Here is a 26,652-nt window from a genome sequence, read left to right as displayed (position 1 = left end):
TATAATTACAGCCTCCAATCTGGGGGCTTTTTAATTTGATATTTATGATATAATGATGGGTATATATCTATTGCTTTTTGAGGAGAGTTTCATGGAAGAACTAAAACATCTTCATATGTTGACCGAACAGATAGGGCCCCGGGGTTCTACCAAAAGAAATGAACAGCTTGCCGCCCACTACATAAAAGAGTCCATGGAGAAATCAGGATTGGGGGTGGAAGTTCAAGAATTTACCTCAGTTAAATCATTTTCGTGGACATATGGTCTTATATATTCATTATTTTGCTTCAGCTTTATTATTTTTCCCTTCAGCCGATTTGTGTCTTTTTTACTATGTTTATTCGGCTTGTACGTATTTATAAGGGAAGTTAACACCAGGGAAATCATTAGTAAATTTATGCCTGGTGGCCTTAGTCAAAATGTTTTAGGCAAAATAAAAGCAAAAAAATATCCTGTAAAAACAGTAATTTTTACAGCGCACTATGATACATCTCGCTCAGGGTTGATGTTTGATCCGGAAAGCGTCAAAAATTTTAGAGTGATTTTTCTTTTTAATTATATTTCCATGGGTATAATATCCGTTTTATATGGTTTATCAAATTTTCTGGTTAACCCTCATATTTTAACCCTATGGTATTTATCATTTCCCTTTGCTCTTTTTCTTTTTACTTCCCTTTTAATGTTAATTCAAAGAGAATTACGAGGGGATTATATATCTGGTGCAAATGATAATGCATCAGGAGTAAGTGTACTTTTGGAGTTGGCCCGAGAATTTTCCTCTAACCCCTTTGACTTTGTGGAACCCTGGTTTTTAGCTACAGGCAGTAAAGAGGCAGGTACAGTAGGGATGATTAAATTTTTAGATCATTATAAATTAAATAAAGAGAATACTTTTTTTGTTAATTTGGATAGTATTGGTACAGGAGATTTGAAATATATTTTAAAAGAAGGCATATTAAAACAGCATCACGCTGATAGTAAACTCTTAAAAATGGCCAGACTTTCTGCTGAAGAAAAGCCCAAATTAAACTTTACGGGTGCCTCTTACAACTTACTGGCAACGGATGCTACTGCGGCTATGGCCCGGGGATATAAAGCTATGACTCTGATAGCATTAGATGATGAAGGGATGGTTTCAAACTGGCATTGGCATACAGACACTTATGAACGGGTTGAAAAAGGAAATTTACAGGCGGCCAAAGAAATGTCTAAGAGAATTATAGCCAGGATCCACCAATCAATTTAATTAAAACAAATACTTAAAAACAAAGAAGGGCATCAGCCTGATGATTTTACACAATTAAATAGAAAATATTATTATAGATTGTTGGTAATCTAAGAAGGGATTAATTAGGAACAAAATGAATAAAAATGAAGCAGCAGAAATTTTAAAATTGCTGGACAAAATGTATCCAAACCCCAGGACAGACCTGCTCTTTAACAATTCTTTTGAATTGTTAATAGCTGTGATGTTATCAGCACAGACCACGGATAAACAGGTGAACAGGGTTACAGAAAAATTATTTAAAAAATACCCTACGCCATGGGATTTTATAAATCTAACCCCTGAAGAATTGGAAAAGGATATTAAAAAGTGCGGACTCTTTAGAAATAAAAGCAGAAACATTGTAACCACAGCTAATATCATCGTTCAGGAATATAATGGAAAAGTTCCAGACAGGCTGGAGCAATTACTAAAGCTGCCTGGGGTGGGAAGAAAAACTGCCAGCGTAGTGTTAGCAAATGCTTTTGGGATACCGGCGTTTCCTGTGGATACTCATGTTTACCGGGTATCATACCGGTTGGGGCTGGCGGGTGGAAAGAATCCTCTGGTGACGGAGAAGGAGTTAAAGGAAATAATACCAGAGTCATTGTGGAATAAAGCTCACCACTGGTTGATTGCCCACGGACGTACTTTTTGCAGCGCCCGTCGCCCCCAATGCCAGGAATGTCCTCTGCTAGATTATTGTAAAAACGGGAAAAAAAATATTTTATAAAACTATTAAAAAGCTTTTATGGTCAAACATATGTGTGGCATTTTTTTAAGAAACTTTATTCTTGAATAGAATGTTGCCATGACCCTGAATAGCTTTTTTTTAATTTAATTAAAAGGTGACAAACAGGGGATAAAACTCATAAGATATTCCAAATTATTAAAAGAGGAGAAAGCTGGTGAGTGGCAACATGTTAACCGTTTCAGATCGCGCACAAGAAAAATTAAAGGAAATTCTTAAAGCTCAGGGAAATACGGCCCTTGTTAGATTTTTTATAAGAAGCATGAAGTGAGGCGTGCCACAAATAGGAGTGGCTCTGGAAGAGTCTAGAAAAAAAGATGACATTGCAATTCGGGTGGCAAAAGATATTATAATCATACTTGATCCTTCCACCGCAAGACGCCTTAAGGGTAAAATTGTAGAATATCATAATTCATGGCATGGCACCGGTTTTAGCGTGAGAAGAAGAATTGCAAAGTATTCCTGTTAAGCCAGAATAATAATGTTGTCAAATGCAACACGGAAATGTCAACAAAACGGGCACAATGTTGTCAATTAAACATTGTGCCCGTTTTGTTAGTTTAATTGTTAATTAGAGATAAGTTATAGATCCTGTAGATACTTAATCACCAAATCACCTACTTCAGAGGTAGTATGTCCCATAGCTCCTGCAGAAAGGCTTTTTAAATTATTAACACATACTTGAACCACTGATTGTTCTATCTCTTTTGCGGCTCTGTATTCACCCAACGTTTCCAACATCATAGATAGGGCATTGATTGCAGCCAGGGGATTAATTATATTTTTCCCCGCATATTTAGGAGCAGACCCGCCGATGGGTTCAAACATAGAGACTCCTTCAGGATTGATATTGCCTCCAGCAGCTATTCCCATTCCTCCTTGGACCATAGCTCCTAAATCAGTTATTATATCCCCAAACATATTATCAGTAACAATGACATCAAACCACTCGGGATTTTTTATCATCCACATGCAGATGGCATCAACATGAGCATATTCTGTCTTAATATTTGGATATTCCTGGGCAATCTCATAAAACGCCCTTTCCCATAAATCAAAAGCATAAGTTAATACGTTTGTTTTCCCACAAAGGGTGACTGTTTTTTTATATTTTCTTTTTTCACAGTAATCAAAAGCATACCTTAGGCATCGATCAACACCTTTTCTGGTATTAATGGATTCCTGAATGGCCACTTCATCTGATGTACCCTTTTTAAGGAACCCCCCTGCCCCAGCGTATAGTCCCTCAGTATTCTCTCTAACCACAATAAAATCAATATCTTCAGGGCCTTTTTCTTTTATAGGTGTTTCTACCCCAGGATAAAGCTTTACCGGCCTTAGATTAATATATTGATCCAATTCAAATCGGAGCTTTAGGAGAATTCCTTTTTCTAGAATTCCCGGCTTAACCTCCGGATGACCAATGGCGCCCAGGTACATGGCGTTAAAACCTTTCAGCTCATCAATAACACTATCGGGAAGCGCCTCGCCGCTGCGGAGATATCTTTCGCCTCCCAGGTCATAAGTAACCGTCTCAAAATTAATTTTAAATTTTTCGCTGACTGCTTCTAATACTTTTAATCCTTCTCTTATCTGTTCAGGACCGGTACCATCACCGGGTATTACCGCAATTTTATACATTATTAACCTCCAGTCATATTTGTCTTTTTTGCTGTTTTAAGTTAAAACACCATAATAACTAATTTTAATATAAAATAGAATAATAGTAAAATTATTTCCCACAAATATTTTTATATTTTTAAGAATAAAAATTATGTTTTTTAAGTATTTATAATTTTATTGAAAAGGGTATATTGTAAACAAAGAGAACATTATTATGAGGGAGAGTGATAAAATTGAAAGTCATTAGTAAGGTTATTTATTTGTCATTTATGGTGGTCATATTTTTGATTTTTTCCATAGGATGTAATCTTAATGAAGGACCGGTAACTGACCTTGGGCCAGATCCAGATCTAGATCCCGGGATAGATCCCGGGGATAATCAGGATTTAGTGGACAACAATGGTGATACTATGACCCTTACGCTTTATTTTCAAGATGTAACACAAAGTGACCATGATCTTGAACAGTTTGGTTTGGTCATACCCGTAGAAAAGAAAGTGTCAAAAAGTGATAATGCTCCTAAAATAGCTTTAGAAGAATTAATTAAAGGACCGGAAGATAAAACTACAGCCGGGGCCGTTATTCAAAGTGATGCAAAAATATTGGATTTTTTTATTATAGAAGGAACCTGTGTGGTAAACCTCTCTCATGGGTTTCCCCTGGTGGAGACGGGGGGGAAAAAAGAATCACAAGTATTTATGGAATCAATCATTATGACTCTTACTGAATATCCTGAAATCCACAATGTGTGGGTATTTTTGGATGGAGAGTGTTGGGAGGATGGACACATGGTTTGGGCAGGGCCTTTGAACCGGCCCATGGATACTCAGTCCTTGACACTATATTTTGGAGAAGATGAAGCAATTATTACAGGGGTTCAAGGTCAATATGGTTTTGTTTCACCAATCGAAAGGGAATTGGAATGGAGTACGACTCCTCTAATCAATGTGATGGAACAGCTTATCAAGGGACCCTTACCTGGCGAATTATCTCTTGAGCAAAATTCCTTAAGCCCCTCCCTTCCTGATAATATATCCATTATTTCTATCACCTGTCCCCGCCTTGAGGATAGGGTGGTAACCATTAATCTCAAAGGGCCGGCACCCTCTGGAACCCTGGGAGGGAGCATTTTTGTTCAATCCATAGTCTATAGTTTCACTGAGTTTCCCTTGGTAGACCGTGTTATGGTTCTGTCGGAAGGGAAAACCTGGGATGATGGCCATTCTACCTGGGATGAGCCCATTGGAAGGTAAACTTTATAAATTAAAAACGGATCCGCTGCCGGCGGATCCGTTTTTTTTATGATTAGTCTTTTCCGGTTATCACACAAAAATTTTTGCCACATCGGGCACATTTCAAGTAATAATTTCCTTTGCATTCTCCTGTTTTTTTAATATTATTGCCACCGCATCCCGGGCAAACCCACTTCTCAATTCCAACTGTTTTTTTTTCTAATATACGGTTAATAGTTTTTATGGATTCAAAAACACCCGCAGCAAAACCCTTAGAAAAAGGGTTATTTTCTATTAACCCTTCCTGTCTGTATTTCTGTCCCAGTATTTCTAACTTATTTAAAATTTCTTTAATTTTTTCATCAGGCACCATGATCTATTGAACTTAACCTCCCTAAGGATAAATCATACCTATAATATTTAAAATTGGACACGAAAAACGTGGGGGACGATTTATTTATATATATAACTTCAATTTAGGAATTAGAACAATAATGAATAGTCCCTTTACACATAAAAATGGAAAAGGATAAATTTTATTATATTTTTTAAATTAATTAAAGGAGTTTTCATTAATTTGTAGAAACTGTAACAGGTTGATTTTATAAAATGAAAATGATTTTTATATTTAAAACCTTCAACAAAAAGAGATTTCTGCATAAACATAAATGATAACCTGTGCGTTTTGTCGACAAAAAGGGTATGGTTTGTGGGTGTTACCTTAATTGGCAATATTTTTTAAGGACATTATGTTAACTAATGTGCTATACTAATGTAGAATACTCAAAATGTAGAATACTCAAATAATTAGTTAACCTTTAGAAAGGAGGGTTAGTATGAATAACAAAGAAAACCTTCCAAGAGTTGCCTATCTGTGTATGGAGTATGGTATGCATGAAGAATTACCAATTTACTCAGGTGGTTTAGGGGTTCTAGCCGGTGATGTTATTAAATGTGCCGGGGAAAAGAAATTTCCAGTGGTGGGAATCGGAATTTTGTGGAGACAGGGTTACACCACTCAGCGAATCTGCAGCAATGGAAAACCCTATGATGTTTTTGAAGATATTGATTTAAGCCTGCTTAAGGACACAGGTATTAAGGTGAATGTTACCGTTAAGAATAAAGAAGTGGTATGTAAAGTTTGGCTTCTGGACAGATATGGTAATGCACCTCTTTATCTTTTGGATACCTATCTTCCAGAAAACGAAGACAATATGAATATTACACACAGATTGTATCTGGGTTCAGATGATGACCGTGTAGCTCAAGAAATTGTATTGGGTGTTGGGGGTATCAGAGCATTGAGGGCCTTAGGCATCTCAGTTGAACTGTACCATTTCAACGAGGGTCATGCAGTTTTAGGTGCGGTAGAAATTATTCGAGAAAAAATGAAAAATGGAATTTCCTTTGAAGAAGCCTGGGCTGAAACTAAAAATGTTGTGGTATTTACCACACATACTCCGGTTGCTGCAGGGAACGGTTCATATAATCATGAGACTCTGTTCAATATGGGTGCTTACAATGGCCTTAACTATGAACAAATGTCCAGGATTGGAGGAGATCCCTTCAGTATCACGGTAGCAGGTCTCCGTTTGTCCAGAAGGACCAACGCTGTATCCAAAATACACGGAGAAACAGCCAGGAAAATGTGGGACCATGTAAAAGATGCTTCACCAATTATATCTATTACCAATGGTGTTCATCGCAGCACCTGGCAGGACCCGCGAATTAAAGAAGCCTATGATAAGGATAATGATTTATGGGTTCCTCATCTGGAGGCTAAAAGGGAACTGGTTTCAGAGATTTATAAAACAAACAATGTACTGTTTAACCCGGAGGCATTAACCATAGGATTTGCCCGAAGGGTTACGGCTTACAAAAGGTGTGACCTTATTTTAGGGAGGCCGGGGGAAATAGAGCCCCTGTTGGCAAACGGCACTTTGCAGTTAGTTTTCTCAGGGAAATTCCATCCCTATGATGAATACGGCAGGTGTGTTATTCCTAGAATTATTGAATTGTCTAAAAAATATCCACAGGGGATTGTATTTTTAGAAAATTATGATATAAGGCTGGGTAAACTTCTTACCCGGGGGTGTGATGTTTGGCTGAACACTCCCCGTCGTCCACTGGAAGCCAGCGGAACCTCGGGGATGAAGGCGGCTATGAATGGAGTACTAAACATGAGTATTCTGGACGGATGGTGGCCGGAAGCATGCATGCATGGAGTAAACGGTTGGCAGATAGGACACGGTTATGAAGGATGCAACCAGGATGAACATGATTTGAGCTGTTTATATCAGGTGCTGATGAAGGAAGTAATTCCTGTTTATTATGAAGACCGTACCCGGTGGATCAACATGATGAAGGAAAGTATTAAATCATCAATATGGAATTTTTCTTCAGAAAGAATGATCACAGACTATTTCTCCCGGTTGTATGCAGAGGGAGAGGTTGAAGTAGATGATGAATTACCTGAAATTATAACAGAATTTTCTACCTGTGCTCAACAAAGATAAATCCGGGAACCCCCGGGTTTTTTTTTGTAATCTTATTTCTAACCTTGTATTAAAGTTTTTTTATCATGCTATTTATAATCCTTCCCGGGCACTTTCCTTATTGTGAAAGTGGTTTTCAAAATATATGAAATAGCTGTAATGACCGTGTTATAAGGCTAAAGCCGGGGCATTCCCCTTGGATGTCCCTTGACAAATAGTAAATAGCATTTTACAATAATAACTATTCCAAAAGGAAAATATAAACAAAGTAGGTGGTTTTTTTTATGTGCGGCATTGCCGGGTGTTTTGGAGTGAAAGATTTAGAGACCGTCAGCAAGATGCTGGAGGCCCTACCCCATCGTGGCCCCGATGATCGCGGTATGCATACTTTCAACAACATCGTTTTTGGCCATACAAGGCTTTCCATTGTCGATGTTAAGAAGGGTCATCAGCCTATCCTGACCAACGGAGGTCGAACAGGTATTATCTGCAACGGTGAAATCTACAACTTCAAAAAGATTAGGGAAAGGTTGGCCGGAAAGTATCATTTTACGACCGGTTCCGATACTGAGGTGATTTTGCACCTTTATCAGGAAAAGGGACCGGAATGCGTCAAGGAGCTGGACGGTATGTTTGCCCTGGCCCTTTTCCACGGTGATGAATTTATGTTAGCCCGCGACCCTATTGGTATAAAGCCCCTTTATTATGGATATGTAAGCGGCAGCCTTTATTTTGCCTCAGAACTGGGAGCCATGAGCCTGGCTGGCGTAAACGAGGTGCACGAGTTCCCCGCCGGACACTATTATACTCCCCGGGAAGGGTTTGTTCATTACTATGAAATTCCGGAGATCCAGGATCATCTTCTTTCCGATGTGGAAGAGGCGTGTGAGCAGATCAGGGAAACTTTTATCGCTGCCGTTAAAAAAAGACTCCTGGCCGATAAAGAAATTCACGTCGGATCCTTCTGCAGCGGTGGTATTGACAGCAGTCTGGTGGCTGCTATTGCTGCCGAGGAAATCCCCAATCTGCATACCTTTGTGGTTGGAATGCAGGACAAAAACGGTAAAGAAAGCGATGACCTTATAGCCTCCCGTATTGCCGCAGAACATATTGGCTCTACTCATCATGAGTTAATTTTTACCGAAGATGATTATTACGAAGTTCTGCCCACGGTCATTAATAAACTGGAGAGTTACGACCCATCATTGGTGCGTTGTGCTGTTCCCTGCTATTTTACAAACAAATTGGCTGCCGACTACGTAACGGTGGTGCTGACCGGAGAGGGCGCCGATGAGCTGTTCAGCGGCTATCATTACATGAAGAATTACCCCATGGATGTGCAAAATAAGGAGGCCCGGCGCTGTATAGGCACTCTACATAACATTAACCTGCAGCGTGCGGACCGTATGGGAATGTACTTCAGCCTGGAATTGAGAGTGCCTTTCCTGGATGTGGCCATGGTTGACCTGGCGATGAAGATACCTCCTGAGTTGAAAATCCTCCAGTCTCAAAACGGGAGTAAAATAGAGAAATGGATTTTACGGAAGGCATTTCAGGGTACAGATTATCTGCCGGAGGATATTTTGTGGCGTTATAAGGTCCAATATACACAGGGGGCCGGTTGTGAGAGCCTGGGAGAAAAACTGGCCGAGAGCGAAATTAGTGAGGCTGAATTTGAACGTATTAAGGCTGAGAACCCCAAGGCAACGATTAACAGTAGGGAAGCAGCTTATTATTTTAAGATCTTTCGGCAGTTCCATCCCCAGGACTCGGTTCTCGGTTCCATCGGCATTTGGACGGGCTTCGATTTTGCCGAGGAGAGAGAACATGTGCAGGGTACTATGGACGGAGGCCTTAAGCACGATAAATGTTCTTAGAAAATCACCCATTAACTGACTCATTTTCAAAGGGTAGGTGATTGATAAAATGAAGGTAGGATTTCCTAATAATCCTCGAAAGGAAATATGTAATGAAATAAAGTGGATAGCGAATAACGGTTTCGATTTCATTGACTTGTTTTTGGAACCGGATAAAGGGGAATTGGGAAAGTTCAATCTTAAGGATCTCAAGGGGCGGCTTGATTATTATGGCCTGGAACGGATTGGCCATACTGCATGGTATCTTCCCATTGGTTCGCCGGTAAGTAAGTTGAGGGTTTGCGCCGTCGAAATTATTAAGCAATACCTGGAGGCTTTTGTGGAGATTGGTTGTGATAAGGTAACCATACATACAAACTGGCCTCCGTCTCTGTTTTCGGAGGATGAAGGAGTAAAATTTCAAACTGAGTCTATACAAAGTATTTTGGGATTTGCCGGAGAATTAGGAGCCAAAATCATGCTGGAGCCGCTGGGAACAGCTCACGACCATGCCCATAACATTGACAGTCTCCTGGCATTAAATAAGGACCTTTATTTTCATGCTGATATTGGCCACTTAAATATTTTTGGCCGGGAACCGGTAGAGTATTTATGCCGGTACAAAGATAAACTAATGCATGTTCACCTGCACGACAACAACGGGATTGATGACCTGCATTTGCCCGTAGGGTCTGGAAATATTGATTGGGACCACCTGGTTAGGGTTTTAAAATCCTTCTACGACAGCACCATAACCTTAGAGATTTTCTCAGATGAAAAGGAGTATGTTCTGTATTCAAAGAATAAGTTGTTAGAAAAATGGAATGAAAACCATAAGTAATCAAGTGAATGAGCAGGGTATTGGTTTCTGGCAGGGAAGAGCATAGGGAGAAGGATTGTATTACTGTCATTTAAATTATTTGACACCCTATAAAAAGAATGTTACTATAATTCATAGAATATTAAGAAGGTAAAACTAGGAGGTAAAAAGCATCAGATGAAACAAGGAACAGTTAAGTGGTTTAACAATCAAAAAGGTTATGGATTTATTGAAGTGGAAGGTGAAAATGACGTATTTGTTCATTTTTCAGCAATCCAAAAAGAAGGTTTTAAAACCTTAGAAGAAGGTCAAAAAGTTGAGTTTGAAGTTATTGAAGGCGATAGAGGACCTCAAGCTGCAAACGTAATAGAAATATAATAATGCCTTACCGGCTTTAATAATATTATTATTACGTTCGGTTAAAAGCGCCTTTCTCAGACGAAAGGCGCTTTTAATATAATTATCTTGAAAATAAGACAAGGGATAGCTCCACTGTCTTTAATTCATATTTTTTATTTAAGGGAGGGGGGAGGGAATGTACTATATCAGCACCAGAAAAAATTACCATAAAGTTTCCGCGGCGGAAGCCATTAAGCTGGGTATGGTACCTAAAGAGGGTCTTTTTGTCCCGGAGAATATACCTGATATCACCGGTGAGCAGTTGATGGGAATGGCCAGGCTTTCTTACCAACAATTGACCCAAGAAATCTTACGTCTTTTTTTGACCGATTATTCCCGGGAAGAAGTAAATGAGTGTGTTGCCCAAGCATACCGCCCGGGTGTTTTTGACAGTAAAGATATTGTACCGTTACATAAACTCAGTGAACATTCTTTTATTATGGAGCTTTGGCATGGCCCTACTGCTGCTTTTAAAGATGTTGCCCTGCAGATAATGCCTTATTTTTTATCCAAAGCTAAACAAAAATTAAAGATTAAAAAAGACACAGTAATTTTAGTCGCTACCTCCGGAGATACCGGTAAAGCAGCTTTAGAAGGATTTAAAGATGTGCAAGGAATAAAGATTATTGTTTTTTATCCCTATGGAGGGGTAAGCAGTGTCCAGGAACTGCAGATGACCACAACGGAGGGCAGCAACACTCATGTAGTCTCTCTGAAAGGAAACTTTGACGACTGTCAAAATGCTGTTAAAGAAATCTTTTCTGATCAGGAATTCAACCAAGATATTAGTGACAGCGGGTATGAGCTTTCCTCTGCCAACTCCATTAACTGGGGACGACTGGCCCCGCAAATAGTTTACTATTTCTGGGCTTATTTAAAGCTTTTAAAAACAAATGCAATTAAAGAAAATGAAAAGATTAACTTTTGTATTCCCACCGGTAATTTTGGCAACATACTGGCCGGTTACTATGCCTGTTTAATGGGACTCCCTATAAAGAGATTAATTTGTGCTTCCAACGAAAATAAAGTTCTGACGGATTTTATCAACACAGGAATGTATGACCGAAAGCGGGAATTTATAAAGACCAACAGCCCCTCCATGGATATATTAATTTCCAGTAACCTGGAACGTTTTTTATTTGAAATAAGCGGACGCCGGGGTGAAAAGGTGAAGCAGTGGTTTGAAGAACTTCAAACAGAGGGAAGTTTCCAGGTGGAGTCATCCCTCCTGGAAAAAATACAAAATATTATGGTAGGCTATTATGCTGATCAGGGGGAAATCCTGTCTACCATAAAAGAGGTTTTTGAAAACCATAATTATCTTTTGGATACCCATACAGCTGTGGGAGTCAATGTGTATCAAAACTACCGCCTAAAAGACCCTGAGACAGTTACGGTAATCGGTTCTACCGCTAATCCCTATAAATTTAATTCTTCCGTGCTGGAAGCTTTAAAGGGAAAGGAAGCCCTGACGGGGAAAAACGAATTTATACTATTGGAAGAGCTGAAGAGAATTAGCGGGCAAGAAATACATCCCGGGCTTAAAAACCTGGACAATAAGAAGGTAAATCATACCATTTCCGGTGAAGTAAAAGATATAAAAAGAATTATCAAGGCCATACTGGGAATATAATTTCACAGTAAACTTTCATTAGAAAGGGGTTTTATTAATGCCTGCGAATTTAACTCCCCAGTATTATTCTGCAGAAGAAGCTTATAAAAAAGCAGCGACGCATGAAGAAAAAATAGAAGCCCTGCAGAACATGCTGGCCATGATCCCCAAGCATAAGGGAACGGAAAAACTGCAGGGAGAAATTAAAAAAAAGTTAGCTGTTCTGCGGAAAGAGGGAAAGAAAAAAAAGAGCGGTAAAAGCACTTATAATCCTTTTCACGTGGAAAGGCAGGGAGCAGGACAGGTGGTACTGGTGGGGTTCCCCAACACAGGTAAATCTTCTCTGGTGGGAGCACTTACCCGGGCCAAAGTAAAAACTGCTGAATACCCTTTTTCCACAGCCCTGCCCCAGGCGGGTATGATGCCCTATGAAAATATACATATACAGCTGGTGGATACCCCCCCTATTACGGAGGATATGATACCTCCCGGCCTGATTGGCACTATCCGGGAGGCAGATGCCCTGTTGATTCTTATAGATGCCGGCGCTGACGACTGCCTGGAACAGCTGGATTCAACCTTAACCTTTCTAAGAGAAAGAAATGTTATACCGGAAGAAATAGATGATGATTCATTCCCTTATTTAATCTTAGCCAATAAAGTGGACAGGGAAAACAGTCAGGACAATCTGGAAATAATCAAGGAAATGTATCCGGACCTCACCTTACATGAGATTTCTGTGCTTCAAGGGGATTTAGAGTTTTTAAGAAAACTGATCTATAAAGCAGTAGATGTGATTCGAATCTACAGCAAAGCCCCCGGACAGCAAAAACCAGACCTGGAAAAGCCTTTCACCCTAAAGAAAGGCGGAACCATATTGGATTTTGCCGAAGCCATACACCGGGATTTCCCTGATAAATTAAAGAATTCCTATGTGTGGGGTTCAACAAAATTTGACGGTCAGGCGGTTGCAAAGGATTATGTGCTGGAAGAGGGAGATATTGTGGAACTGGATGTGGAGTGAAGATGGGACATTATTGGTTTTTGTGTTTAATGTGACTTCTTTTAACTGGTATAGGAATTTGAGTTTTTTATAAAAAGCTCCTTATGTAGGACAGCTTGTGGATAGGTTTCCTCAGACTAGCCACGTCGAGTGCGTAGTATTGATGTCAAGGGTTGAAGGGTGAGTGTGTTAGAAGTCCAGTAATACTGGGCTTATGGAGGTTTGAGAGTAAAAATCCGATGAGTAAAAATCGTAAAAATATTGCTTCGTGGGAACAAGTCCAAAGGCATGATTTTCAACGTGACAGAGTGATTTAGATGTCAGTGTTTGGTGAGTGGTCGATTTAGATGCTATTTTCAGCGAGAGAGCGGATTAGATGTTGGGTGTAATTCACCCTTTTGTGGTTGGTTATTAATATTGGTAAAAGTGAGGATAACGATATGAGTATTGATCATTACAGAAGACTGATAAACAAGACAGAAGATTATATTGAAGCAAATTTAAATCATAAAATTACTTTATCCGATGTTGCTAACAATGTTAACATTTCCGAATTTCATTTTCACAGATTGTTTTCAAAATACTCGACTGAAACATTGAAACAGTTTATTACACGCATAAAAATGGAACGTTCGGCAATTTTCTTAGCATTAAATTCTGAAATAAGTATTACAGAGATTGCCTTTAAATATGGATATAGCAGTTCAAGTAACTATAATAAAGCATTTAAGAAGCATTATAGTATTAGTCCTACTGAGTTTCGAAAAGAGCAAGAAAGGAAAAGAACTAATATATTAGCTGACGTATAATAAGTTATATTGAATTCGGAGGTGCGTTAGTAATGGAAAAACCAAGTATTACCATAGAATACTTTAACACAAAAGTTATTTATGTAAGATTTCAAGGTAGTTATGTAGCGTTTAGAAAAAACAGCAGGAAAATGTTTAATCAGTTGTTTTCTTTTGCAACAACGAATAACTTAATAATTCCGGGAGAAACAAAGGTTCTTACTATGTATCATGACAATCCGTTTATTACAGATGCGAAGAATTTAAGAACGAGCGTAGCTATGACAATACCGAGTGATACTGTCATAAATGAAATTGAAGATATTAATGTTTTACAGATTAGTGGTAAGTTTGGTATTGGCCATTTTGAAATATCAGCTATGGAATATGAAGCGGCATGGCAGTATATGTATCAGGAGTGGCTATTTAAAGGAAAAGAGAAACCTAGAGACTCATTTCCATTTGAACTATATGTGACAGAACCACCGAAGCGATTAAAAGAGAAAAGTTTTACTGACATCTATATTCCGATAGAGTGATTTTGAAATAAAATTCGAGCGGAGTTTGAGTGTGAAAATACGATTTGTGAGTGGTTAGGTTGGATGCTGGGATGAATCTGAGTCGGTAGTAACGTTGGGCGTTTAGCATAAACAACCAACAACCTCCGGCGTGAATCATGCACAAAATTGGAGGGGAAAATGGGAATCAATATAAGAAATGAAGAATCAAAAGATTATAGAAAAACTGAAGAAATAGCGAGAGAGGCATTTTGGAATTTATATTTTCCGGGAGGACATGAACATTATGTTGTTCATAAAATGAGAAAGCACCCGGATTTTATAAAGGAACTCGCTTTTGTCCTCGAAGTTGATGATGAAATTGCCGGGGGTATATTCTACACACACTCAAAAATCGTATCAGAGGATCACATTGAATATAAGACCATAAGTTTTGGACCAGTGTTTATTTCTCCAGAGTTCCACAGAAAAGGGCTAGGAAGAGAGCTCATTCTCCATTCTATCAATAAAGCGAAAGAAATGGGTTACCGAGCCATTCTTACTCTGGGATATCCATATCACTATGAGCCATACGGATTCTTGGGTGGTAGAAAATATAAGATTTCTATGGCGGATGGAAAGTTCTATAAAGGATTATTGGTGTTGCCACTTTATGAAGGCGCATTAGATGAGGTCTCCGGCTATGCTGATTTTTCAGATGTGTTTGATGTGACGCAAGAAGAAGTTGACGAATTTGATAAGTCTTTCACGCCGAAAGAAAAAAAATATCAGGCAAGTCAGGATGAGTACAAGGCTACAAGTTCAATGCTCGATGACGAAGAGTGAACTTGATCCTGACGCAATCAGGTATAGACCTGTTCCCTTCATGTGAGGATTGTTATGGAGATAAGAAAAGTAACAGAAAATAAAAAACAGTACATTGACTTGTTGTTGCTGGCAGACGAGCAGGAAGATATGATAGATAAATATCTAAATCGTGGTGAAATGTTCGTTTTAGATGACTGCGGTATAAAGGCCGAATGCGTAATTACAAAAGAAGCGGAAGGTGTTTATGAACTCAAAAACATTGCGGTTAGGGCTGATTTCCAACGTAATGGCTATAGCAATAGACTCATAGAGTTTCTGTTTTCCTATTACCCCGATTGCAAAACTATGCTTGTAGGAACCGGAGACAGCCCTAATATACTCCGTTTTTATCACAAATGTGGATTTACAGAATCGCATCGAATAAAAAAAATTTTTACGGACAATTATAACCACCCGATATTTGAAAACGGGAAACAGCTCGTTGATATGATTTATCTAAAGTGGGAGCGCAAAGCCCAAGAAAGAGGAAGAGATGCAATCAACCAAGCAACAATTACTCAGAAATCCTGATATTCAACCTTCAAGTGATATTGTTGCAAACGCGCTTGGAGAATCGAACAATGCCTATGTGAAGTTTGTCAACGAACTAGCGAGCCACGATATTCAGTTAGAATGGCGTTACTACAGTGATGGCAAGGCGTGGCTGGCAAAGGGACTCTATAAGTGGACAGGCGTTCGAGGCGGTCAAAATGAAACAACCGTTTTTTGGCTATCGATTTGGGACGGTTTTTTCAAGGTGACCATCTATGTTCCTGAAAAAGCCCGTGCAGATGTATTCAGTCTTCCGCTTGATAATGAGGTCAAGCTAATTATTGCGGACTCAAAACAAATGGGGAAACTGAAGTACTTTCCTCTTGTTTTCGACTTGTGTTCGGATGAAATGTTTGAGGCAGTTTTTTCTCTTGCTGATTTTAGAAAAAGCATTAAATAGGTGGTTAATATGGAGATTAAGAAATACAGCAAAGCCGATGAATCTTTACTTTTTGATTTGATTGCTGATGAGGGAGATGAGTGGATCGATTACCATGGGTCAACCGGCCGTGATAAATACATTAAGGCGCTTGAAACGAGCACAACCTATATAGCTTGCGATGAAACTCTTGTGTGCGGCTACGCTCGTTGCCGAGAAGATGATGGTTTCGGCGTCTATATTTATGATTTACTTGTTAGAAAATCATACAGGGGAAGGCAAATTGGAAAAAGCCTTATGGAACGGGTATGCCAAGACTTTCCGGATCAACCCGTCTATGTTATGAGTGATATAGACCCGTATTACGAAAAACTTAGATATCGTAGAGAGGGATCAATATTTGAGGTTAAAGGATAGTATTGAAAGGGAACGATTTATGCAGACAAAAGAAAAAGAACTTCTTGATCAGATCAAAAAATCATATCAAGGTATTCTCGGTGATAATCTTATTGGAATTTATGTTCATGGTTCCATTGCATTTAATTGCTTTCATTGGGATATAAGTGATATTGATTTTTTAGTTGTAACTAAAGAAACGCCGTCTTTACTTGAGAAAGAAGAGTTGATAAATGTTCTATTACATAAAGACAATATATCCCCTCCCAAGGGAATTGAAATGAGTTTGATTCTTAAAAAGCATTGCAAAAATTTCATATATCCTACTCCATTTGAACTTCATTTTTCCAATACACACAAAGAAGAATGCCAAACGAATCTGGAAAATTACTGTAAGTCTATGAATGGTGTCGACAAAGATTTAGCCGCACATTTCACCGTGGTTCGTAAGGCTGGAATTGTTCTTAGCGGAGAAGATATCAAATTCGTTTTTGGTACCGTACCAAAAGCAGACTATATTGATAGCATCAAGTGTGATATTGAAAATGCAGTAAACGATATTAAAGAAAATCCTGTTTATATTATTTTAAGTCTTTGCCGTGTTCTCGCTTATATTAAGGATGATATTGTTTTATCAAAAAAGCAAGGCGGCCAATGGGGAATGAGGAACCTCCCGGCGAGATACAAGCAGATTATTAATAAAGCTGTAAATAGTTATTGCGGGAATGAAATTTTTAGTATGGATACAAGTGCAAGCGCTTCTCAAGCATTTGCTGAATATATGATTAATCAAATATTCAATCATGACAATTAAGGCACCCTATGTTGTAATCCGTAGAGTGCCTTGTTTGTTTTTCCTTATTCTTCCACATCCACTGTCACGCCGGACTTGAATTCAATGGTGAATTTATCCTCATAAACGGTGACTTTTTCAATCAACCGTCGGACAAGCTGCTCATCGTATTCGGTTATGGTGGTGGGTTGCTCCCGAAGGAGTAAGCGTCAAACTGTGCCCACATAGTAATCTTCCATAAAATATGCGATAATTTTCCTCAAGTAAACCAAGTGAGGAGGATTTGCATTTATGACAAAAGAAGAACTGAGAAAAATGTGGGAAGCACGGGTATCGGCTTTTAGAGTCAGTGGGCAGAGCACCACAGAATGGTGCGCTACACATGATATTAAACTTCATCAGTTACGCTACTGGCTTCGCAAATATAAAAACATAGAAAACTCTGCTGCTCCAGCACAATGGATGTCAATAGAAATAGACAGTTTAGGTTCCAACCCTGGGAACGCCATGCTAGTAAGAATAGGCAAAGCAGCCATAGAAGTAAAACCAGGATTTGACAAACAGCTACTCTCAGACCTGGTAATGACATTAGCAGACATATGCTGAACGAAAATACCGTAGAACGGGTATACCTGGCCTGCGGAAGCACGGATTTGAGAAAGGCGATCGACGGATTGGCAGTTCTGGTAAAAGAAGGCTTTGAACTGGACCCCTTCTCCCCCTGTTTATTTGTATTTTGCAACAGAAAGAGAGATAAGCTAAAGATTCTTCATTGGGAACACAATGGTTTTTGGCTATATTATCGACGTTTGGAGCGAGGCAAATTCCAATGGCCGGAACAGCCCAGCTTTAAGCCGATAAAAATCAGCTGCCGTCAGCTGCGCTGGTTACTGGATGGTCTGTCCTTAGATCAGCAACAGGCTCATTCGGCAGTAACAGCTCGTACGGTCATATAAAACATAGCAATTTCACAAAAAACCACTGTTTTTAGGAGGAATTAGCCTTATATTAGTCGAATTAATAATATATGAAAACAAAACCTAAAAATACCGCCAATTCTATAGATTACTATCAAAAACGCTGCGAAGAACTGGAAAAAGAAAATGCCGAGCTTAATGCCAAGGTAAACTGGTTTTTAGAACAATTTCGGCTCAACAAACAGCGGCAATTCGGATCATCCAGTGAAAAGACCAATCCAGATCAAATGCAGCTTTTTGATGAAGCAGAGGTAGAAGCACAGCCCCTTCTGGCTGAGCCTACAATTGAAACCATTACTTACCAACGACGTAAGAAAAAGAAGGGCCACCGTGAGGCCATGTTAAAAGATCTGCCCGTGGAGACGGTAGAGTACCGCCTGCCAGAAGAAGAGCAAATCTGCTCTTGTGGTCATCCTTTGCACGAGATGAGCACGGAGGTCAGGCAGGAGCTTAAAATCATTCCCGCTCAGGTAAAGGTAGTAAAGCATGTGCGCTATGTCTATTCCTGCCGAAACTGTGAAAAAAATGAGACAAACAACAGTCCTATAGTAACTGCTCCAATGCCTAACCCTGTGCTAAAGGGGAGCCTGGTTTCCCCGTCGTTCATGGCCTACGTTATGAGCCAAAAGTATTTAAATAGCATGCCTCTTTATCGGCAGGAACAGCAGTTTAAGTACCTGGGAATTGAATTATCCCGTCAGACCCTGGCCAACTGGGTGGTCTACGGAGCTGATAAGTGGTTAAAACTTCTATACGACCGTATGCACACTCACCTACTAAATCATGAAGTGCTACAAGCAGACGAAACCACCTTGCAGGTGCTAAAGGAACCGGAACGGCCAGCAGAATCAACTTCATACATGTGGTTGTATCGAACCGGTCGGGAAGGGCCGTCCATCGTCCTCTATGACTACCAAGAGACACGGGCCAAGGTCCATCCCCACAAGTTCCTTTCCGGTTTCAAAGGTTATCTGCAGGTTGATGGCTACGCTGGCTACAACGGTTTATCGGACGTTACCCTAGTCGGTTGTTTGAGCCACGCAAGACGGAAATTTGATGAGACGCTTAAGGCTCTGCCTAAGTCCAAAAAAAATGCTGAAGTAGCAGCAAAGAAAGGCCTGGACTTTTGCAACCGCCTATTTGCTATTGAACGTGATTTAAGCGAAAAAACCTTTGATGAACGTTATGAAAAACGCCTGGAGCGCAGCCGTCCTGTGCTGGATGCTTTTTTAGCATGGCTTAATCAACAAAAACCGCAGGTGCTCCCAAAAAGCTCTTTCGGTCAAGCTATTAATTACTGCCTAAACCAGTGGGATAAGCTTGAAGCTTTTATGCTGGATGGTCGCCTGGATATTGATAATAATCGTGCTGAGCGCTCCATCAAGCCTTTTGTAATCGGAAGAAAAAACTTCTTATTTGCTAATACCCCCCGGGGGGCTAAGTCCAGTGCTACTATCTACAGTGTCGTTGAAACGGCCAAGGAAAATGGATTAAATCCCTTTAATTACTTGAACTATTTGTTTGAGAAACTGCCTAACATAGATATTGAAAAACAGAATATTCTGGATCAACTGTTACCATGGTCTGATACTTTACCTGATAGTTGCCGGTTAAAAAATAGGTAGTTTAAATACCCTGCCTTAATTAAGGTGGGGATTATTTTACGCTTACTTCAATCAACCGTCGGACAAGCTGCTCATCGTATTCGATTATGGTGGTGGGTTGCTCCCGAAGGAAAGTGCTCATGTCATCAATCCTTTTACGAATTTCGTCCCGTCCGATGCTTTCCACCTGAGCCTTTTGCTTCTGCTCACGCAGGCTGTAAATCTCATCTGCGACATCCTCGTAGTCGGCTTTGGAGCTGGCAAGCTTTAAAAGCTGGGTTTGCAGTTCTTCCAACCGTCTATCAATTCCGACCAGGGTCTTATCATTTTCATAGCATAGAACAGTTTCAATGTTTTTCTGCAAAGTGGTGAGGAAAGCATCCTTATCACATAGTGTTTGGTTGATGGCCGTAATCAGTACCTGCTCGATGGTGCTTTCCAAAACTGTGCGAGCGTCACAAAACAGACCGGTGTTTTCCAAGCGGCTGACACACCGCCAGACAATAGATTTCTTCCCACGGTTGTTCCAGTGAACCCTGCGAAACACCTCGCCGCAGTTACCGCAGATGACCATGTTAGAGAAGCAGTGGTTGCTGCTGAAACTGCGTTTTTTGCCGTTCTTGCTGAGATGGACACACCGCCGCCTGACCAGTTCTTCCTGTACCTGCATGAAAATTTCACGCGGGATGATAGCTTCATGGCTGTTTTCCACATAATATTGTGGAACAAGACCGTTGTTGGTTATAATGCCTTTTGTGGTTACGAACGCAATTACACCTATAACGAACAGCCCGATAAGAACGCAGGAAATTATAACAAGAACGTTGTGCTTTTTTGTGCCATTTACGGCGGCAATATGGCTCTCTTTTTATTGAATCACAAACACTTCAGGTTGACTGTATCAGCGGAGCCACAAGGAGCAGCAAATCGATATTAAAAGCGGTAGAAAACGCATTAAGCAAAACTGAATAATAGGTCTACTGAGGTATGCTCAGTATAAAAACCACTCTTTCATCTCATTACATATGTGATCCACACCGTCATCATCTAAAACCCAGTGACCTCTTCCTTCAAGTTCCACATATTTCTTGTTTTGTGTTCCAAGTGTGTCATATGCTTTTTTTGTGAATTTCGCAGGCGTCATCTTGTCCGCACCAGGCTGAATAACCAGAATAGGCACCAATCTAAGTTAAAGCTTGAATGTTTTTTGCATGCTGTCTTTTTTGTGCAGAAATTGAGAGGAAAACATTACATTATCCATTTAAACTTTAATTACAAGGAATTGATACAATGGAGTGGCTGGACAGGTTGAATCAATCTATAAGCTATATTGAGAACAACCTTGAAGCTGAAATAGACTCTGAACAGGCAGCAAGAATTGCTTGTTGCTCACCTTTCAGACTGATGTGATGAATCCCCCGCATCAGTTCAATCTCCCGGTGTAGCTGCCGTTTGGCATCGCCCCGGTAAAACTTGGCTTCACAATAGATTTGTTCCAAGATATGTTAAGAGAAATAAATTATTTGAAAGATAATGCCAAAACAGTAGCAAAAAATGAAATTCCTATCAGCACCCCCATTTACTTTTTTATTTCCGATGACCAAGAGGCTAGCGTAATTGGTTGGAAAGAAGCATTAAGAAAACCCGTTTCGGGAAATAAAAAAATTCTGAAAGGAGTAGGTATTTATGGAATATTTCGGTCTTTTGGCACCTATTGCTTTTGTTTTTGCTTTAGCAGCACTGGCACAGGTAGGTTCACTCAAAAAAGAAGTAGAGAAGTTAAAAGAAGAGTTGCAGTCAAAAAGTAATATTTTGTAGATTATACATGAAAGACCAACTATAAGAAGTCAAGTACTTAATGAAAAAAACAAAAAATCATATACTTTTCTGCCTCAAATGCCGCTAATATTTACGTGGCTGGGGAGATTGGTTGTACCAATATTCTTCTTCTTTGTAGTTGAGGGGTTTTTTTGTACCAGAAATAAGGGAAGATACCTAATTCGCTTATTTCTGGGCGGGAATCATGTTTATAGGAACTAAAGTCCTAAAGCAGGGAATTGTAACTGATTCGGATGCTCAGGAAGCTAATCTATCTCCATGGCATTTGGGTTGTTATGTTGGGTATAATCATCGCAATTACCAATTCAATCACACTTTAATTGGTTAATCCGGAGCAGCCGCCTGAAGCTGGAAAGACGTACCGGACTTCTTTCTCCCCCGACAAAGGTTGGCAGCCGTGGATCGATTATACCCAGATTCATGACAACTCGGTTTTTTACATACAAGGGATCTTCTCACATCCATCAGACGTTGTTAAATAGTGAGTTGTCTTCCGAAACATCATTCTTTGGAAAACTAAACTTCTCTTCGATGGTTTGATATTACTGGTAACGTTGCGTTATAATAATATCAAACCATCAGTTATTGGGAAGATTTTTTATAAAGACCATTTATAGGAATGCCCTACAATGCGAAAGGTTGATGAAAATGAATTCTAAAATATACGAATTTGACGCCGTCATCCAAAAAGTTCCTGAAATAAACGGCGCATATGTCGAGTTTCCCTTTGACGTCCGAGCGGAGTTCGGCAAAGGGCGTATCAAGGTTCACGCTACTTTTGACGGCGAGTCGTACGATGGTAGCATCGTTAATATGGGCGTGAAAAACCCAGACGGCTCAGTTTGTTATATCATCGGGCTTCGTAAGGACATTCGCGCTAAAATCGGTAAACAAGCGGGTGATAGCGTTCGCGTTACAATAAAGGAAAGGGGGTAATTAGAAATGATCGGTGTTGAAATTGATATGGTCGTAAGCGACAGCGTGAAGGCGCTTGAACTTTACGAGCGTGTTTTCGGTGCGGAGCGTGTTGAAGTTACGGCTTACGAAAAGGGTTTGAACGAAGCGGTATTTACGATTTTTGGAACAAGGTTTCACCTTCTTGACGAAAACGCTGAATATCAGCTTTTTGGCCCGAAAGACGGCGAGTGCAAACATATGTGGCTGAATGTCCTCGTCCCGGACATCAAAGCAATCTTTGAGAAGGCAATCGAGAGTGGTTTTAACGTAATCCAGCCGATAACCGAAATGCCTGAAATGGGCGTGAGCAACGCGGTATGTACAGACCCATACGGATATATGTGGATGCTTCACCAAATCCACAGCGAAGTTAGTTTTGAGGAACGGACGAAAATTTGGGATGAGAAATTGAAAAATGAGTAAGTTCTGTCAAGAACACCTGAAATATCAGGTTTACGAGAGAGGGTGTGCAAAATGCACACCCTCCCTTGAAATAGTTGAAAGTTGACGAGGGGGTCCTCTCGAGCCATGATGTGGATTGTGTGGTATTGATGTCAAGGGTGGGAAAGTAAAGCGACTGAAAATGTGCTTAAACAAAGGGTTTCTGGATATTGAGTTTTTCTCGCGGCTGTTTTGCCGGAGGTGCCAATGTCTGGAAACCCTTATTTTTGATGTTAATGGAAACATGTCAACCGTCTTAATATAGGGATAGTTGAGTTGACAGATTTTACTCTGGTCAGTCGTTATGCATTTATTTTTATTTCTTGACTTCATTCAAGAATAAAGTATAATTAAGTTATACTAATCATACTTATCTCACTTGGTAAATGAAAGGAGGGTTATTTATAAAGCATCCAAAAGGCAAATACGCATGGACTGTAAAAATAGGCGAAAAAGGTCAATTTGTAATTCCAAAGGAAGCTCGCGACATTTTTGATATTAGGCCGGGAGATACAATAATCGTTCTTGCCGATGAGAAAAAAGGTATTGCCATTCCACCAAAGTCAATGTTTTCAAAGCTACTTGAAACGATTTTTGATAGAAGTATACCAGAAAATGAAGGTGAACAATAATGATTGTAAACGAACATCGTATTAAAGTACCATGGCACTTTTGGTTAATAGGATTATTCTTTGTTTTCATTTATGCCATTGGTGCCTATGATTATTTTATGATGCTTGGGCTTAATGAAGCCTACTATAGTTATAATAACTTCGGAAAGGGAGTATATGCGTATTTTACTAATTACCCTATGTTGCCTTTGATATTCTGGACTACAAATATCTTTAGCGGTATTGTTGCTCCAATCTTGCTGTTTTTTCGCTTGCGTTGGGCTGTACAGGCATCATTTATTTCCGTCGTTTCCATAATGCTTCTGCAATTTATTACGTTTGGATTTATGGATAGGTGGAATGTTTTTGGCACCTGGTTATCTCTTTTTGATATAGTAATAATGCTAACGACATTCGGATTTTTTCTCTACTGCAGGGCAATGGCCAAGCGAGGGGTGTTAATTTAAATGTTACGGGTATATACTATATTCTTTTTGGCTGTAGTGGAAAAAATATTCACAGTTTATGTACAGCCGCGATTGAAACAGACACTTGAAAAAATAAAAATTTAACCTATATTATGGTATAATTTATTATGATAATTCTATAAAATTTTACCTTTTGATGGAACCAGCTCAGACGTTTGGAATTTACCGTTTAGTGACTCATAAGGAGAATATATGACACCGTTTTCTTTTTTTCGTTTTGACTGGAAAGACCTGATTATGGGAATGCAGTATTTATTTGTAGCTTCCGGGGCCACTATTCTTGTCCCAATCCTTACGGGGATACCCGTTTCTGCATGTTTATTTGCTGCCGGGATAGGAACTCTTCTTTTTCATGCCATTACAAAGGGAAAAGTTCCCGTTCTTCTTTCTTCTTCATTTGCATTTATCGCTCCTGTCATCACCGTCAGTGAAATGTATGGTCTGCCATATGCCTTTGGCGGGATAGTCGCAGCGGGACTTTTATATTTGCCCCTGGCTGGGATCATATATGTTGCAGGCATAGAGAAAGTTTTACGGTTTTTCCCTGCTGTTATAACATCAACCATGGTTATTCTTATAGGTCTTATTTTAGCTCCTGTAGCAATTAACAACGCTTCAACCCATTGGCCGGTAGCTATTCTGACTCTTATCACCTGCGTTGTGATAAAAGGATTTTTTGAAAAAAACCTTTTTGGTTCTTTATCTGTGATAATTGCTATTATCACAGGAACAATTATTTCAATTCCATTCGGTCTCCTTGATATATCAGCCGCGTCATCCTCCGGTTTTATCGAGCTCCCTGTTTTTACAATCCCCCGATTTTCATTTGCTGCAATTTCCATTATAGCGCCTGTGGCCATCGTAACCTTTCTTGAGCACTTTGCCGACATCTCAGCGGTTAGCAAGGTAGTTGAAGAAGATTTTCTTAAAGATCCAGGCATTCACAGAACATTAATGGGAGACGGTGTCGCCACAGCGATATCAGGATTATTTGGCGGATGCCCCAATACTACATACTCAGAAAATATTGGAGCGCTGGAAATGACTGGTGTGAAAAAACCGGGAACACTCAGAATTACCGCAGTTTTGCTTTTTTTATTGGCCTTCTTTCCAACCTTTGCTTACCTCATTCACGCTATTCCCAAAGCTGTTGTCGGCGGAATCTCCATACTTCTTTTTGGCATGATTGCATCAAGCGGTATTAAGGGTTTAGTATCGGACAAAGTAAATTTTAAGGATTTTAAAAATATGATAATTGTAGCAACCATGCTTATTATCGGTGTTGGTGGAACAGTAATTGATATTTTTGGAATTCAGTTTTCTTCTTTGGCAATCGCTGCCGTAACCGGAATAATCCTAAATTTATTTTTTGATCTTAACGACTGGGTAAAAAGAATATATTGTCAGGTTCATTCTCAGGAGGTGGTTTCAAGCTGTGATGATAAAGGTTAACGGTAATCCATAAATCTTTATCCCAAATAATAATGTTTTTTATTTATGCAACTGCTTTATAATAAAGTGGTGGGGGACAGACCATATTTGGGATATTCCGGGAATTGTCTAAGGCTATGGCCGGAAGTCTCGGGCAGGAGGCACCTGCTAGATTGTTCTATCAGAGGGTGAAGCAAAAATTGATTACATTACCGGCTTCTACATGGTTCTTTCTGATACTGAGGAATTTGGGGAGCCGGATTTGTCTCGAGACCGGCATGATGAACTGAAAAAAGTGGAGCAAAATCCATATGAGTAAATCTCAAGGAAATAACAAAGGAGTGTCTTGTAAATGGATCAGTTTATGCATGCTGCTATCGAAGAAGCCAAAAAAGGACTTACAGAAGGAGGCATTCCTATCGGTGCCGTTCTGGTTATTGATGGTCAGATAGCTGCCCGGGGTCATAATCGCCGCCTTCAACAGGGAAGTGCTATACTGCATGCTGAGATGGACTGTCTTGAAAATGCCGGCCGTCTCGAAGCTGTTAAATACAGGCAGTCTGTTTTATATACAACTCTTTCACCATGTGATATGTGCAGCGGTGCTGTTTTGCTTTATAAGATTCCGGAGATAGTTATTGGTGAAAACAAGTCTTTTCGAGGACCGGAAGAATATCTGAAATTCAGGGGAGTTAAACTTAAAGTATTAGATAATGAAGAGTGTATAAGGTTGATGGATGAGTTCATTAAGCTTAATCCTCTTATATGGAATGAGGATATCGGCGGGTAGAATGTCTGTCATTGCACGAGATTTATGGAAGGGACAATCCTTTCATAAACCCCAAAACCAACATGCCGTGACCGGTAAGTCACTCGTAGATGCCTGTGTAACAATGGCGCTAACAGTCATTGCTGTTGCCCCTACTGCACCTGCATCTCGGTATGTAGACTTGGGTGGTTCGATAGTTGTTGCGGCA

At 39.8% G+C, this 26,652-nt stretch carries 32 protein-coding genes and 3 pseudogenes; 29 read left to right on the top strand and 6 right to left on the bottom strand.

What is annotated here, in order from left to right:
• Nucleotides 1–91: 91 nt before the first annotated feature.
• From HUE98_RS09750 to HUE98_RS09740, 3 genes are all read left to right on the top strand, one after another.
• Nucleotides 92–1,246 (top strand): M28 family metallopeptidase, encoded by a 1,155-nt coding sequence (locus tag HUE98_RS09750; RefSeq protein ID WP_241420470.1) that lies wholly within the window; start codon nucleotides 92–94, stop codon nucleotides 1,244–1,246.
• 115 nt (nucleotides 1,247–1,361) lie between these two features.
• The gene (nth, locus tag HUE98_RS09745) at nucleotides 1,362–1,997 is read left to right on the top strand and encodes an endonuclease III (RefSeq protein ID WP_241420469.1); all 636 of its coding nucleotides are present in this window, start codon (nucleotides 1,362–1,364) and stop codon (nucleotides 1,995–1,997) included.
• A gap of 292 nt (nucleotides 1,998–2,289) precedes the next feature.
• Nucleotides 2,290–2,484, top strand: a complete 195-nt coding sequence (locus tag HUE98_RS09740) for a hypothetical protein (RefSeq protein WP_241420468.1) — start codon at nucleotides 2,290–2,292, stop codon at nucleotides 2,482–2,484.
• Between the two features lie 113 nt (nucleotides 2,485–2,597).
• Here the strand turns inward: HUE98_RS09740 and HUE98_RS09735 are convergent, their stop codons facing one another.
• A complete protein-coding gene (locus tag HUE98_RS09735; protein WP_241420467.1) occupies nucleotides 2,598–3,656 on the bottom strand; it encodes a 3-isopropylmalate dehydrogenase in 1,059 nt (352 codons plus the stop codon).
• Nucleotides 3,657–3,871: 215 nt separating this feature from the next.
• Between HUE98_RS09735 and HUE98_RS09730 the strand changes: the two genes are divergently transcribed.
• Nucleotides 3,872–4,891: a GerMN domain-containing protein gene (locus tag HUE98_RS09730; protein ID WP_241420466.1), complete on the top strand. Its 1,020-nt coding sequence runs from the start codon at nucleotides 3,872–3,874 to the stop codon at nucleotides 4,889–4,891.
• Nucleotides 4,892–4,943: 52 nt separating this feature from the next.
• Here the strand turns inward: HUE98_RS09730 and HUE98_RS09725 are convergent, their stop codons facing one another.
• The gene (locus tag HUE98_RS09725; RefSeq protein WP_241420465.1) at nucleotides 4,944–5,243 is read right to left on the bottom strand and encodes a hypothetical protein; all 300 of its coding nucleotides are present in this window, start codon (nucleotides 5,241–5,243) and stop codon (nucleotides 4,944–4,946) included.
• A 463-nt stretch (nucleotides 5,244–5,706) separates the two neighbouring features.
• Here HUE98_RS09725 and glgP point away from each other — a divergent pair, with 463 nt between their 5' ends.
• The 13 genes from glgP (at nucleotide 5,707) to HUE98_RS09660 (ending at nucleotide 17,348) form a co-directional block, all read left to right on the top strand.
• Entirely contained in the window at nucleotides 5,707–7,386 is a 1,680-nt protein-coding gene (gene glgP / locus HUE98_RS09720) for an alpha-glucan family phosphorylase (RefSeq protein ID WP_241420464.1), read from the top strand.
• 263 nt (nucleotides 7,387–7,649) lie between these two features.
• Complete coding sequence (asnB, locus tag HUE98_RS09715; protein ID WP_241420463.1) at nucleotides 7,650–9,242, top strand: asparagine synthase B; 1,593 nt, start codon at nucleotides 7,650–7,652, stop codon at nucleotides 9,240–9,242.
• A gap of 49 nt (nucleotides 9,243–9,291) precedes the next feature.
• Nucleotides 9,292–10,062 (top strand): sugar phosphate isomerase/epimerase family protein, encoded by a 771-nt coding sequence (locus HUE98_RS09710; RefSeq protein ID WP_241420462.1) that lies wholly within the window; start codon nucleotides 9,292–9,294, stop codon nucleotides 10,060–10,062.
• 156 nt (nucleotides 10,063–10,218) lie between these two features.
• Nucleotides 10,219–10,419, top strand: coding sequence for a cold-shock protein (locus tag HUE98_RS09705; protein ID WP_241420461.1), 201 nt, complete (start codon nucleotides 10,219–10,221; stop codon nucleotides 10,417–10,419).
• A 157-nt stretch (nucleotides 10,420–10,576) separates the two neighbouring features.
• The gene (gene thrC, locus HUE98_RS09700) at nucleotides 10,577–12,073 is read left to right on the top strand and encodes a threonine synthase (RefSeq protein WP_241420460.1); all 1,497 of its coding nucleotides are present in this window, start codon (nucleotides 10,577–10,579) and stop codon (nucleotides 12,071–12,073) included.
• Between the two features lie 37 nt (nucleotides 12,074–12,110).
• Nucleotides 12,111–13,076, top strand: a complete 966-nt coding sequence (locus tag HUE98_RS09695) for a GTPase (protein WP_241420459.1) — start codon at nucleotides 12,111–12,113, stop codon at nucleotides 13,074–13,076.
• 419 nt (nucleotides 13,077–13,495) lie between these two features.
• Nucleotides 13,496–13,864 (top strand): helix-turn-helix transcriptional regulator, encoded by a 369-nt coding sequence (locus HUE98_RS09690; protein WP_241420458.1) that lies wholly within the window; start codon nucleotides 13,496–13,498, stop codon nucleotides 13,862–13,864.
• A gap of 32 nt (nucleotides 13,865–13,896) precedes the next feature.
• Nucleotides 13,897–14,382, top strand: coding sequence for an AraC family transcriptional regulator (locus HUE98_RS09685; RefSeq protein ID WP_241420457.1), 486 nt, complete (start codon nucleotides 13,897–13,899; stop codon nucleotides 14,380–14,382).
• A 159-nt stretch (nucleotides 14,383–14,541) separates the two neighbouring features.
• Nucleotides 14,542–15,186 (top strand): GNAT family N-acetyltransferase, encoded by a 645-nt coding sequence (locus tag HUE98_RS09680; protein WP_241420456.1) that lies wholly within the window; start codon nucleotides 14,542–14,544, stop codon nucleotides 15,184–15,186.
• 54 nt (nucleotides 15,187–15,240) lie between these two features.
• Nucleotides 15,241–15,738: a GNAT family N-acetyltransferase gene (locus HUE98_RS09675; protein ID WP_241420455.1), complete on the top strand. Its 498-nt coding sequence runs from the start codon at nucleotides 15,241–15,243 to the stop codon at nucleotides 15,736–15,738.
• Entirely contained in the window at nucleotides 15,701–16,159 is a 459-nt protein-coding gene (locus HUE98_RS09670) for a DUF3788 family protein (RefSeq protein WP_241420454.1), read from the top strand. The genes HUE98_RS09675 and HUE98_RS09670 overlap by 38 nt, the downstream gene beginning before the upstream one ends.
• A gap of 9 nt (nucleotides 16,160–16,168) precedes the next feature.
• A complete protein-coding gene (locus HUE98_RS09665; protein ID WP_241420453.1) occupies nucleotides 16,169–16,555 on the top strand; it encodes a GNAT family N-acetyltransferase in 387 nt (128 codons plus the stop codon).
• 19 nt (nucleotides 16,556–16,574) lie between these two features.
• Complete coding sequence (locus tag HUE98_RS09660) at nucleotides 16,575–17,348, top strand: aminoglycoside adenylyltransferase domain-containing protein (RefSeq protein WP_241420452.1); 774 nt, start codon at nucleotides 16,575–16,577, stop codon at nucleotides 17,346–17,348.
• A gap of 44 nt (nucleotides 17,349–17,392) precedes the next feature.
• Here the strand turns inward: HUE98_RS09660 and HUE98_RS18105 are convergent.
• A pseudogene (locus tag HUE98_RS18105) lies at nucleotides 17,393–17,527 on the bottom strand (resolvase); the annotation flags it as partial.
• Nucleotides 17,528–17,618: 91 nt separating this feature from the next.
• Here HUE98_RS18105 and tnpA point away from each other — a divergent pair.
• From tnpA to tnpC, 3 genes are all read left to right on the top strand, one after another.
• Entirely contained in the window at nucleotides 17,619–17,933 is a 315-nt protein-coding gene (gene tnpA, locus HUE98_RS09650) for an IS66 family insertion sequence element accessory protein TnpA (protein ID WP_241420451.1), read from the top strand.
• Nucleotides 17,927–18,283 carry an IS66 family insertion sequence element accessory protein TnpB gene (tnpB, locus tag HUE98_RS09645; protein ID WP_241420450.1) on the top strand — a complete coding sequence of 119 codons (357 nt, stop codon included), beginning with the start codon at nucleotides 17,927–17,929 and terminating at the stop codon, nucleotides 18,281–18,283. Before tnpA ends, tnpB begins: the two co-directional genes overlap by 7 nt.
• Before the next feature lie 71 nt (nucleotides 18,284–18,354).
• Nucleotides 18,355–19,929 carry an IS66 family transposase gene (gene tnpC, locus HUE98_RS09640; RefSeq protein WP_241420449.1) on the top strand — a complete coding sequence of 525 codons (1,575 nt, stop codon included), beginning with the start codon at nucleotides 18,355–18,357 and terminating at the stop codon, nucleotides 19,927–19,929.
• A gap of 46 nt (nucleotides 19,930–19,975) precedes the next feature.
• On the opposite strand, the pseudogene HUE98_RS09635 reads toward tnpC, so the two are convergent.
• Nucleotides 19,976–20,665 (bottom strand): annotated as a pseudogene (locus tag HUE98_RS09635) (recombinase zinc beta ribbon domain-containing protein); the annotation flags it as partial.
• A 77-nt stretch (nucleotides 20,666–20,742) separates the two neighbouring features.
• Between HUE98_RS09635 and HUE98_RS18100 the strand changes: the two are divergent.
• Nucleotides 20,743–20,880, top strand: coding sequence for an FMN-binding protein (locus tag HUE98_RS18100; RefSeq protein ID WP_407080255.1), 138 nt, complete (start codon nucleotides 20,743–20,745; stop codon nucleotides 20,878–20,880).
• A 19-nt stretch (nucleotides 20,881–20,899) separates the two neighbouring features.
• Here HUE98_RS18100 and HUE98_RS09625 read toward each other — a convergent pair whose 3' ends face one another.
• Together HUE98_RS09625 and HUE98_RS18095 are read right to left on the bottom strand one after the other, a co-directional pair.
• A complete protein-coding gene (locus HUE98_RS09625; RefSeq protein WP_241420448.1) occupies nucleotides 20,900–21,052 on the bottom strand; it encodes a hypothetical protein in 153 nt (50 codons plus the stop codon).
• A gap of 259 nt (nucleotides 21,053–21,311) precedes the next feature.
• Nucleotides 21,312–21,410: pseudogene (locus HUE98_RS18095) on the bottom strand (AAA family ATPase); the annotation flags it as partial.
• A gap of 184 nt (nucleotides 21,411–21,594) precedes the next feature.
• On the opposite strand from HUE98_RS18095, the gene HUE98_RS17645 reads away from it, so the two are divergent.
• The 8 genes from HUE98_RS17645 (at nucleotide 21,595) to HUE98_RS09585 (ending at nucleotide 26,465) form a co-directional block, all read left to right on the top strand.
• The gene (locus tag HUE98_RS17645; protein ID WP_277623661.1) at nucleotides 21,595–21,726 is read left to right on the top strand and encodes a hypothetical protein; all 132 of its coding nucleotides are present in this window, start codon (nucleotides 21,595–21,597) and stop codon (nucleotides 21,724–21,726) included.
• A gap of 78 nt (nucleotides 21,727–21,804) precedes the next feature.
• The gene (locus HUE98_RS18090) at nucleotides 21,805–21,948 is read left to right on the top strand and encodes a hypothetical protein (RefSeq protein ID WP_241420447.1); all 144 of its coding nucleotides are present in this window, start codon (nucleotides 21,805–21,807) and stop codon (nucleotides 21,946–21,948) included.
• A 447-nt stretch (nucleotides 21,949–22,395) separates the two neighbouring features.
• Entirely contained in the window at nucleotides 22,396–22,683 is a 288-nt protein-coding gene (locus HUE98_RS09610) for a DUF1905 domain-containing protein (protein WP_241420446.1), read from the top strand.
• 6 nt (nucleotides 22,684–22,689) lie between these two features.
• Nucleotides 22,690–23,127, top strand: coding sequence for a VOC family protein (locus HUE98_RS09605; protein ID WP_241420445.1), 438 nt, complete (start codon nucleotides 22,690–22,692; stop codon nucleotides 23,125–23,127).
• Nucleotides 23,128–23,549: 422 nt separating this feature from the next.
• Nucleotides 23,550–23,777: an AbrB/MazE/SpoVT family DNA-binding domain-containing protein gene (locus HUE98_RS09600; RefSeq protein ID WP_241423534.1), complete on the top strand. Its 228-nt coding sequence runs from the start codon at nucleotides 23,550–23,552 to the stop codon at nucleotides 23,775–23,777.
• The gene (locus HUE98_RS09595) at nucleotides 23,777–24,223 is read left to right on the top strand and encodes a hypothetical protein (protein ID WP_241420444.1); all 447 of its coding nucleotides are present in this window, start codon (nucleotides 23,777–23,779) and stop codon (nucleotides 24,221–24,223) included. The genes HUE98_RS09600 and HUE98_RS09595 overlap by 1 nt, the downstream gene beginning before the upstream one ends.
• Nucleotides 24,224–24,436: 213 nt before the next feature.
• Nucleotides 24,437–25,696, top strand: a complete 1,260-nt coding sequence (locus HUE98_RS09590) for a uracil-xanthine permease family protein (protein ID WP_241420443.1) — start codon at nucleotides 24,437–24,439, stop codon at nucleotides 25,694–25,696.
• A gap of 331 nt (nucleotides 25,697–26,027) precedes the next feature.
• Nucleotides 26,028–26,465, top strand: coding sequence for a nucleoside deaminase (locus HUE98_RS09585; RefSeq protein WP_241420442.1), 438 nt, complete (start codon nucleotides 26,028–26,030; stop codon nucleotides 26,463–26,465).
• Nucleotides 26,466–26,652 lie beyond the last annotated feature (187 nt).

Origin of the sequence: Candidatus Contubernalis alkalaceticus (assembly GCF_022558445.1) — a bacterium.
In the GTDB taxonomy this organism is placed as follows: Bacteria; Bacillota; Dethiobacteria; order SKNC01; family SKNC01; genus Contubernalis; species Contubernalis alkaliaceticus.
The sequence above is the reverse complement of the archived record's forward strand: the minus strand, read 5'-3'. Positions and strand labels throughout refer to the sequence as shown.

Coding starts and splice junctions, on each gene's coding strand:
- HUE98_RS09750 (WP_241420470.1), top strand. CDS start 92: ATGGAAGAACTAAAACATCTTCATATGTTGACCGAACAGATAGGGCCC.
- nth (WP_241420469.1), top strand. CDS start 1,362: ATGAATAAAAATGAAGCAGCAGAAATTTTAAAATTGCTGGACAAAATG.
- HUE98_RS09735 (WP_241420467.1), bottom strand. CDS start 3,656: ATGTATAAAATTGCGGTAATACCCGGTGATGGTACCGGTCCTGAACAG.
- HUE98_RS09725 (WP_241420465.1), bottom strand. CDS start 5,243: ATGGTGCCTGATGAAAAAATTAAAGAAATTTTAAATAAGTTAGAAATA.
- glgP (WP_241420464.1), top strand. CDS start 5,707: ATGAATAACAAAGAAAACCTTCCAAGAGTTGCCTATCTGTGTATGGAG.
- asnB (WP_241420463.1), top strand. CDS start 7,650: ATGTGCGGCATTGCCGGGTGTTTTGGAGTGAAAGATTTAGAGACCGTC.
- HUE98_RS09710 (WP_241420462.1), top strand. CDS start 9,292: ATGAAGGTAGGATTTCCTAATAATCCTCGAAAGGAAATATGTAATGAA.
- HUE98_RS09705 (WP_241420461.1), top strand. CDS start 10,219: ATGAAACAAGGAACAGTTAAGTGGTTTAACAATCAAAAAGGTTATGGA.
- thrC (WP_241420460.1), top strand. CDS start 10,577: ATGTACTATATCAGCACCAGAAAAAATTACCATAAAGTTTCCGCGGCG.
- HUE98_RS09695 (WP_241420459.1), top strand. CDS start 12,111: ATGCCTGCGAATTTAACTCCCCAGTATTATTCTGCAGAAGAAGCTTAT.
- HUE98_RS09690 (WP_241420458.1), top strand. CDS start 13,496: ATGAGTATTGATCATTACAGAAGACTGATAAACAAGACAGAAGATTAT.
- HUE98_RS09685 (WP_241420457.1), top strand. CDS start 13,897: ATGGAAAAACCAAGTATTACCATAGAATACTTTAACACAAAAGTTATT.
- HUE98_RS09680 (WP_241420456.1), top strand. CDS start 14,542: ATGGGAATCAATATAAGAAATGAAGAATCAAAAGATTATAGAAAAACT.
- HUE98_RS09675 (WP_241420455.1), top strand. CDS start 15,241: ATGGAGATAAGAAAAGTAACAGAAAATAAAAAACAGTACATTGACTTG.
- HUE98_RS09670 (WP_241420454.1), top strand. CDS start 15,701: ATGCAATCAACCAAGCAACAATTACTCAGAAATCCTGATATTCAACCT.
- HUE98_RS09665 (WP_241420453.1), top strand. CDS start 16,169: ATGGAGATTAAGAAATACAGCAAAGCCGATGAATCTTTACTTTTTGAT.
- HUE98_RS09660 (WP_241420452.1), top strand. CDS start 16,575: ATGCAGACAAAAGAAAAAGAACTTCTTGATCAGATCAAAAAATCATAT.
- tnpA (WP_241420451.1), top strand. CDS start 17,619: ATGACAAAAGAAGAACTGAGAAAAATGTGGGAAGCACGGGTATCGGCT.
- tnpB (WP_241420450.1), top strand. CDS start 17,927: ATGCTGAACGAAAATACCGTAGAACGGGTATACCTGGCCTGCGGAAGC.
- tnpC (WP_241420449.1), top strand. CDS start 18,355: ATGAAAACAAAACCTAAAAATACCGCCAATTCTATAGATTACTATCAA.
- HUE98_RS09625 (WP_241420448.1), bottom strand. CDS start 21,052: ATGACGCCTGCGAAATTCACAAAAAAAGCATATGACACACTTGGAACA.
- HUE98_RS17645 (WP_277623661.1), top strand. CDS start 21,595: ATGGAATATTTCGGTCTTTTGGCACCTATTGCTTTTGTTTTTGCTTTA.
- HUE98_RS18090 (WP_241420447.1), top strand. CDS start 21,805: ATGCCGCTAATATTTACGTGGCTGGGGAGATTGGTTGTACCAATATTC.
- HUE98_RS09610 (WP_241420446.1), top strand. CDS start 22,396: ATGAATTCTAAAATATACGAATTTGACGCCGTCATCCAAAAAGTTCCT.
- HUE98_RS09605 (WP_241420445.1), top strand. CDS start 22,690: ATGATCGGTGTTGAAATTGATATGGTCGTAAGCGACAGCGTGAAGGCG.
- HUE98_RS09595 (WP_241420444.1), top strand. CDS start 23,777: ATGATTGTAAACGAACATCGTATTAAAGTACCATGGCACTTTTGGTTA.
- HUE98_RS09590 (WP_241420443.1), top strand. CDS start 24,437: ATGACACCGTTTTCTTTTTTTCGTTTTGACTGGAAAGACCTGATTATG.
- HUE98_RS09585 (WP_241420442.1), top strand. CDS start 26,028: ATGGATCAGTTTATGCATGCTGCTATCGAAGAAGCCAAAAAAGGACTT.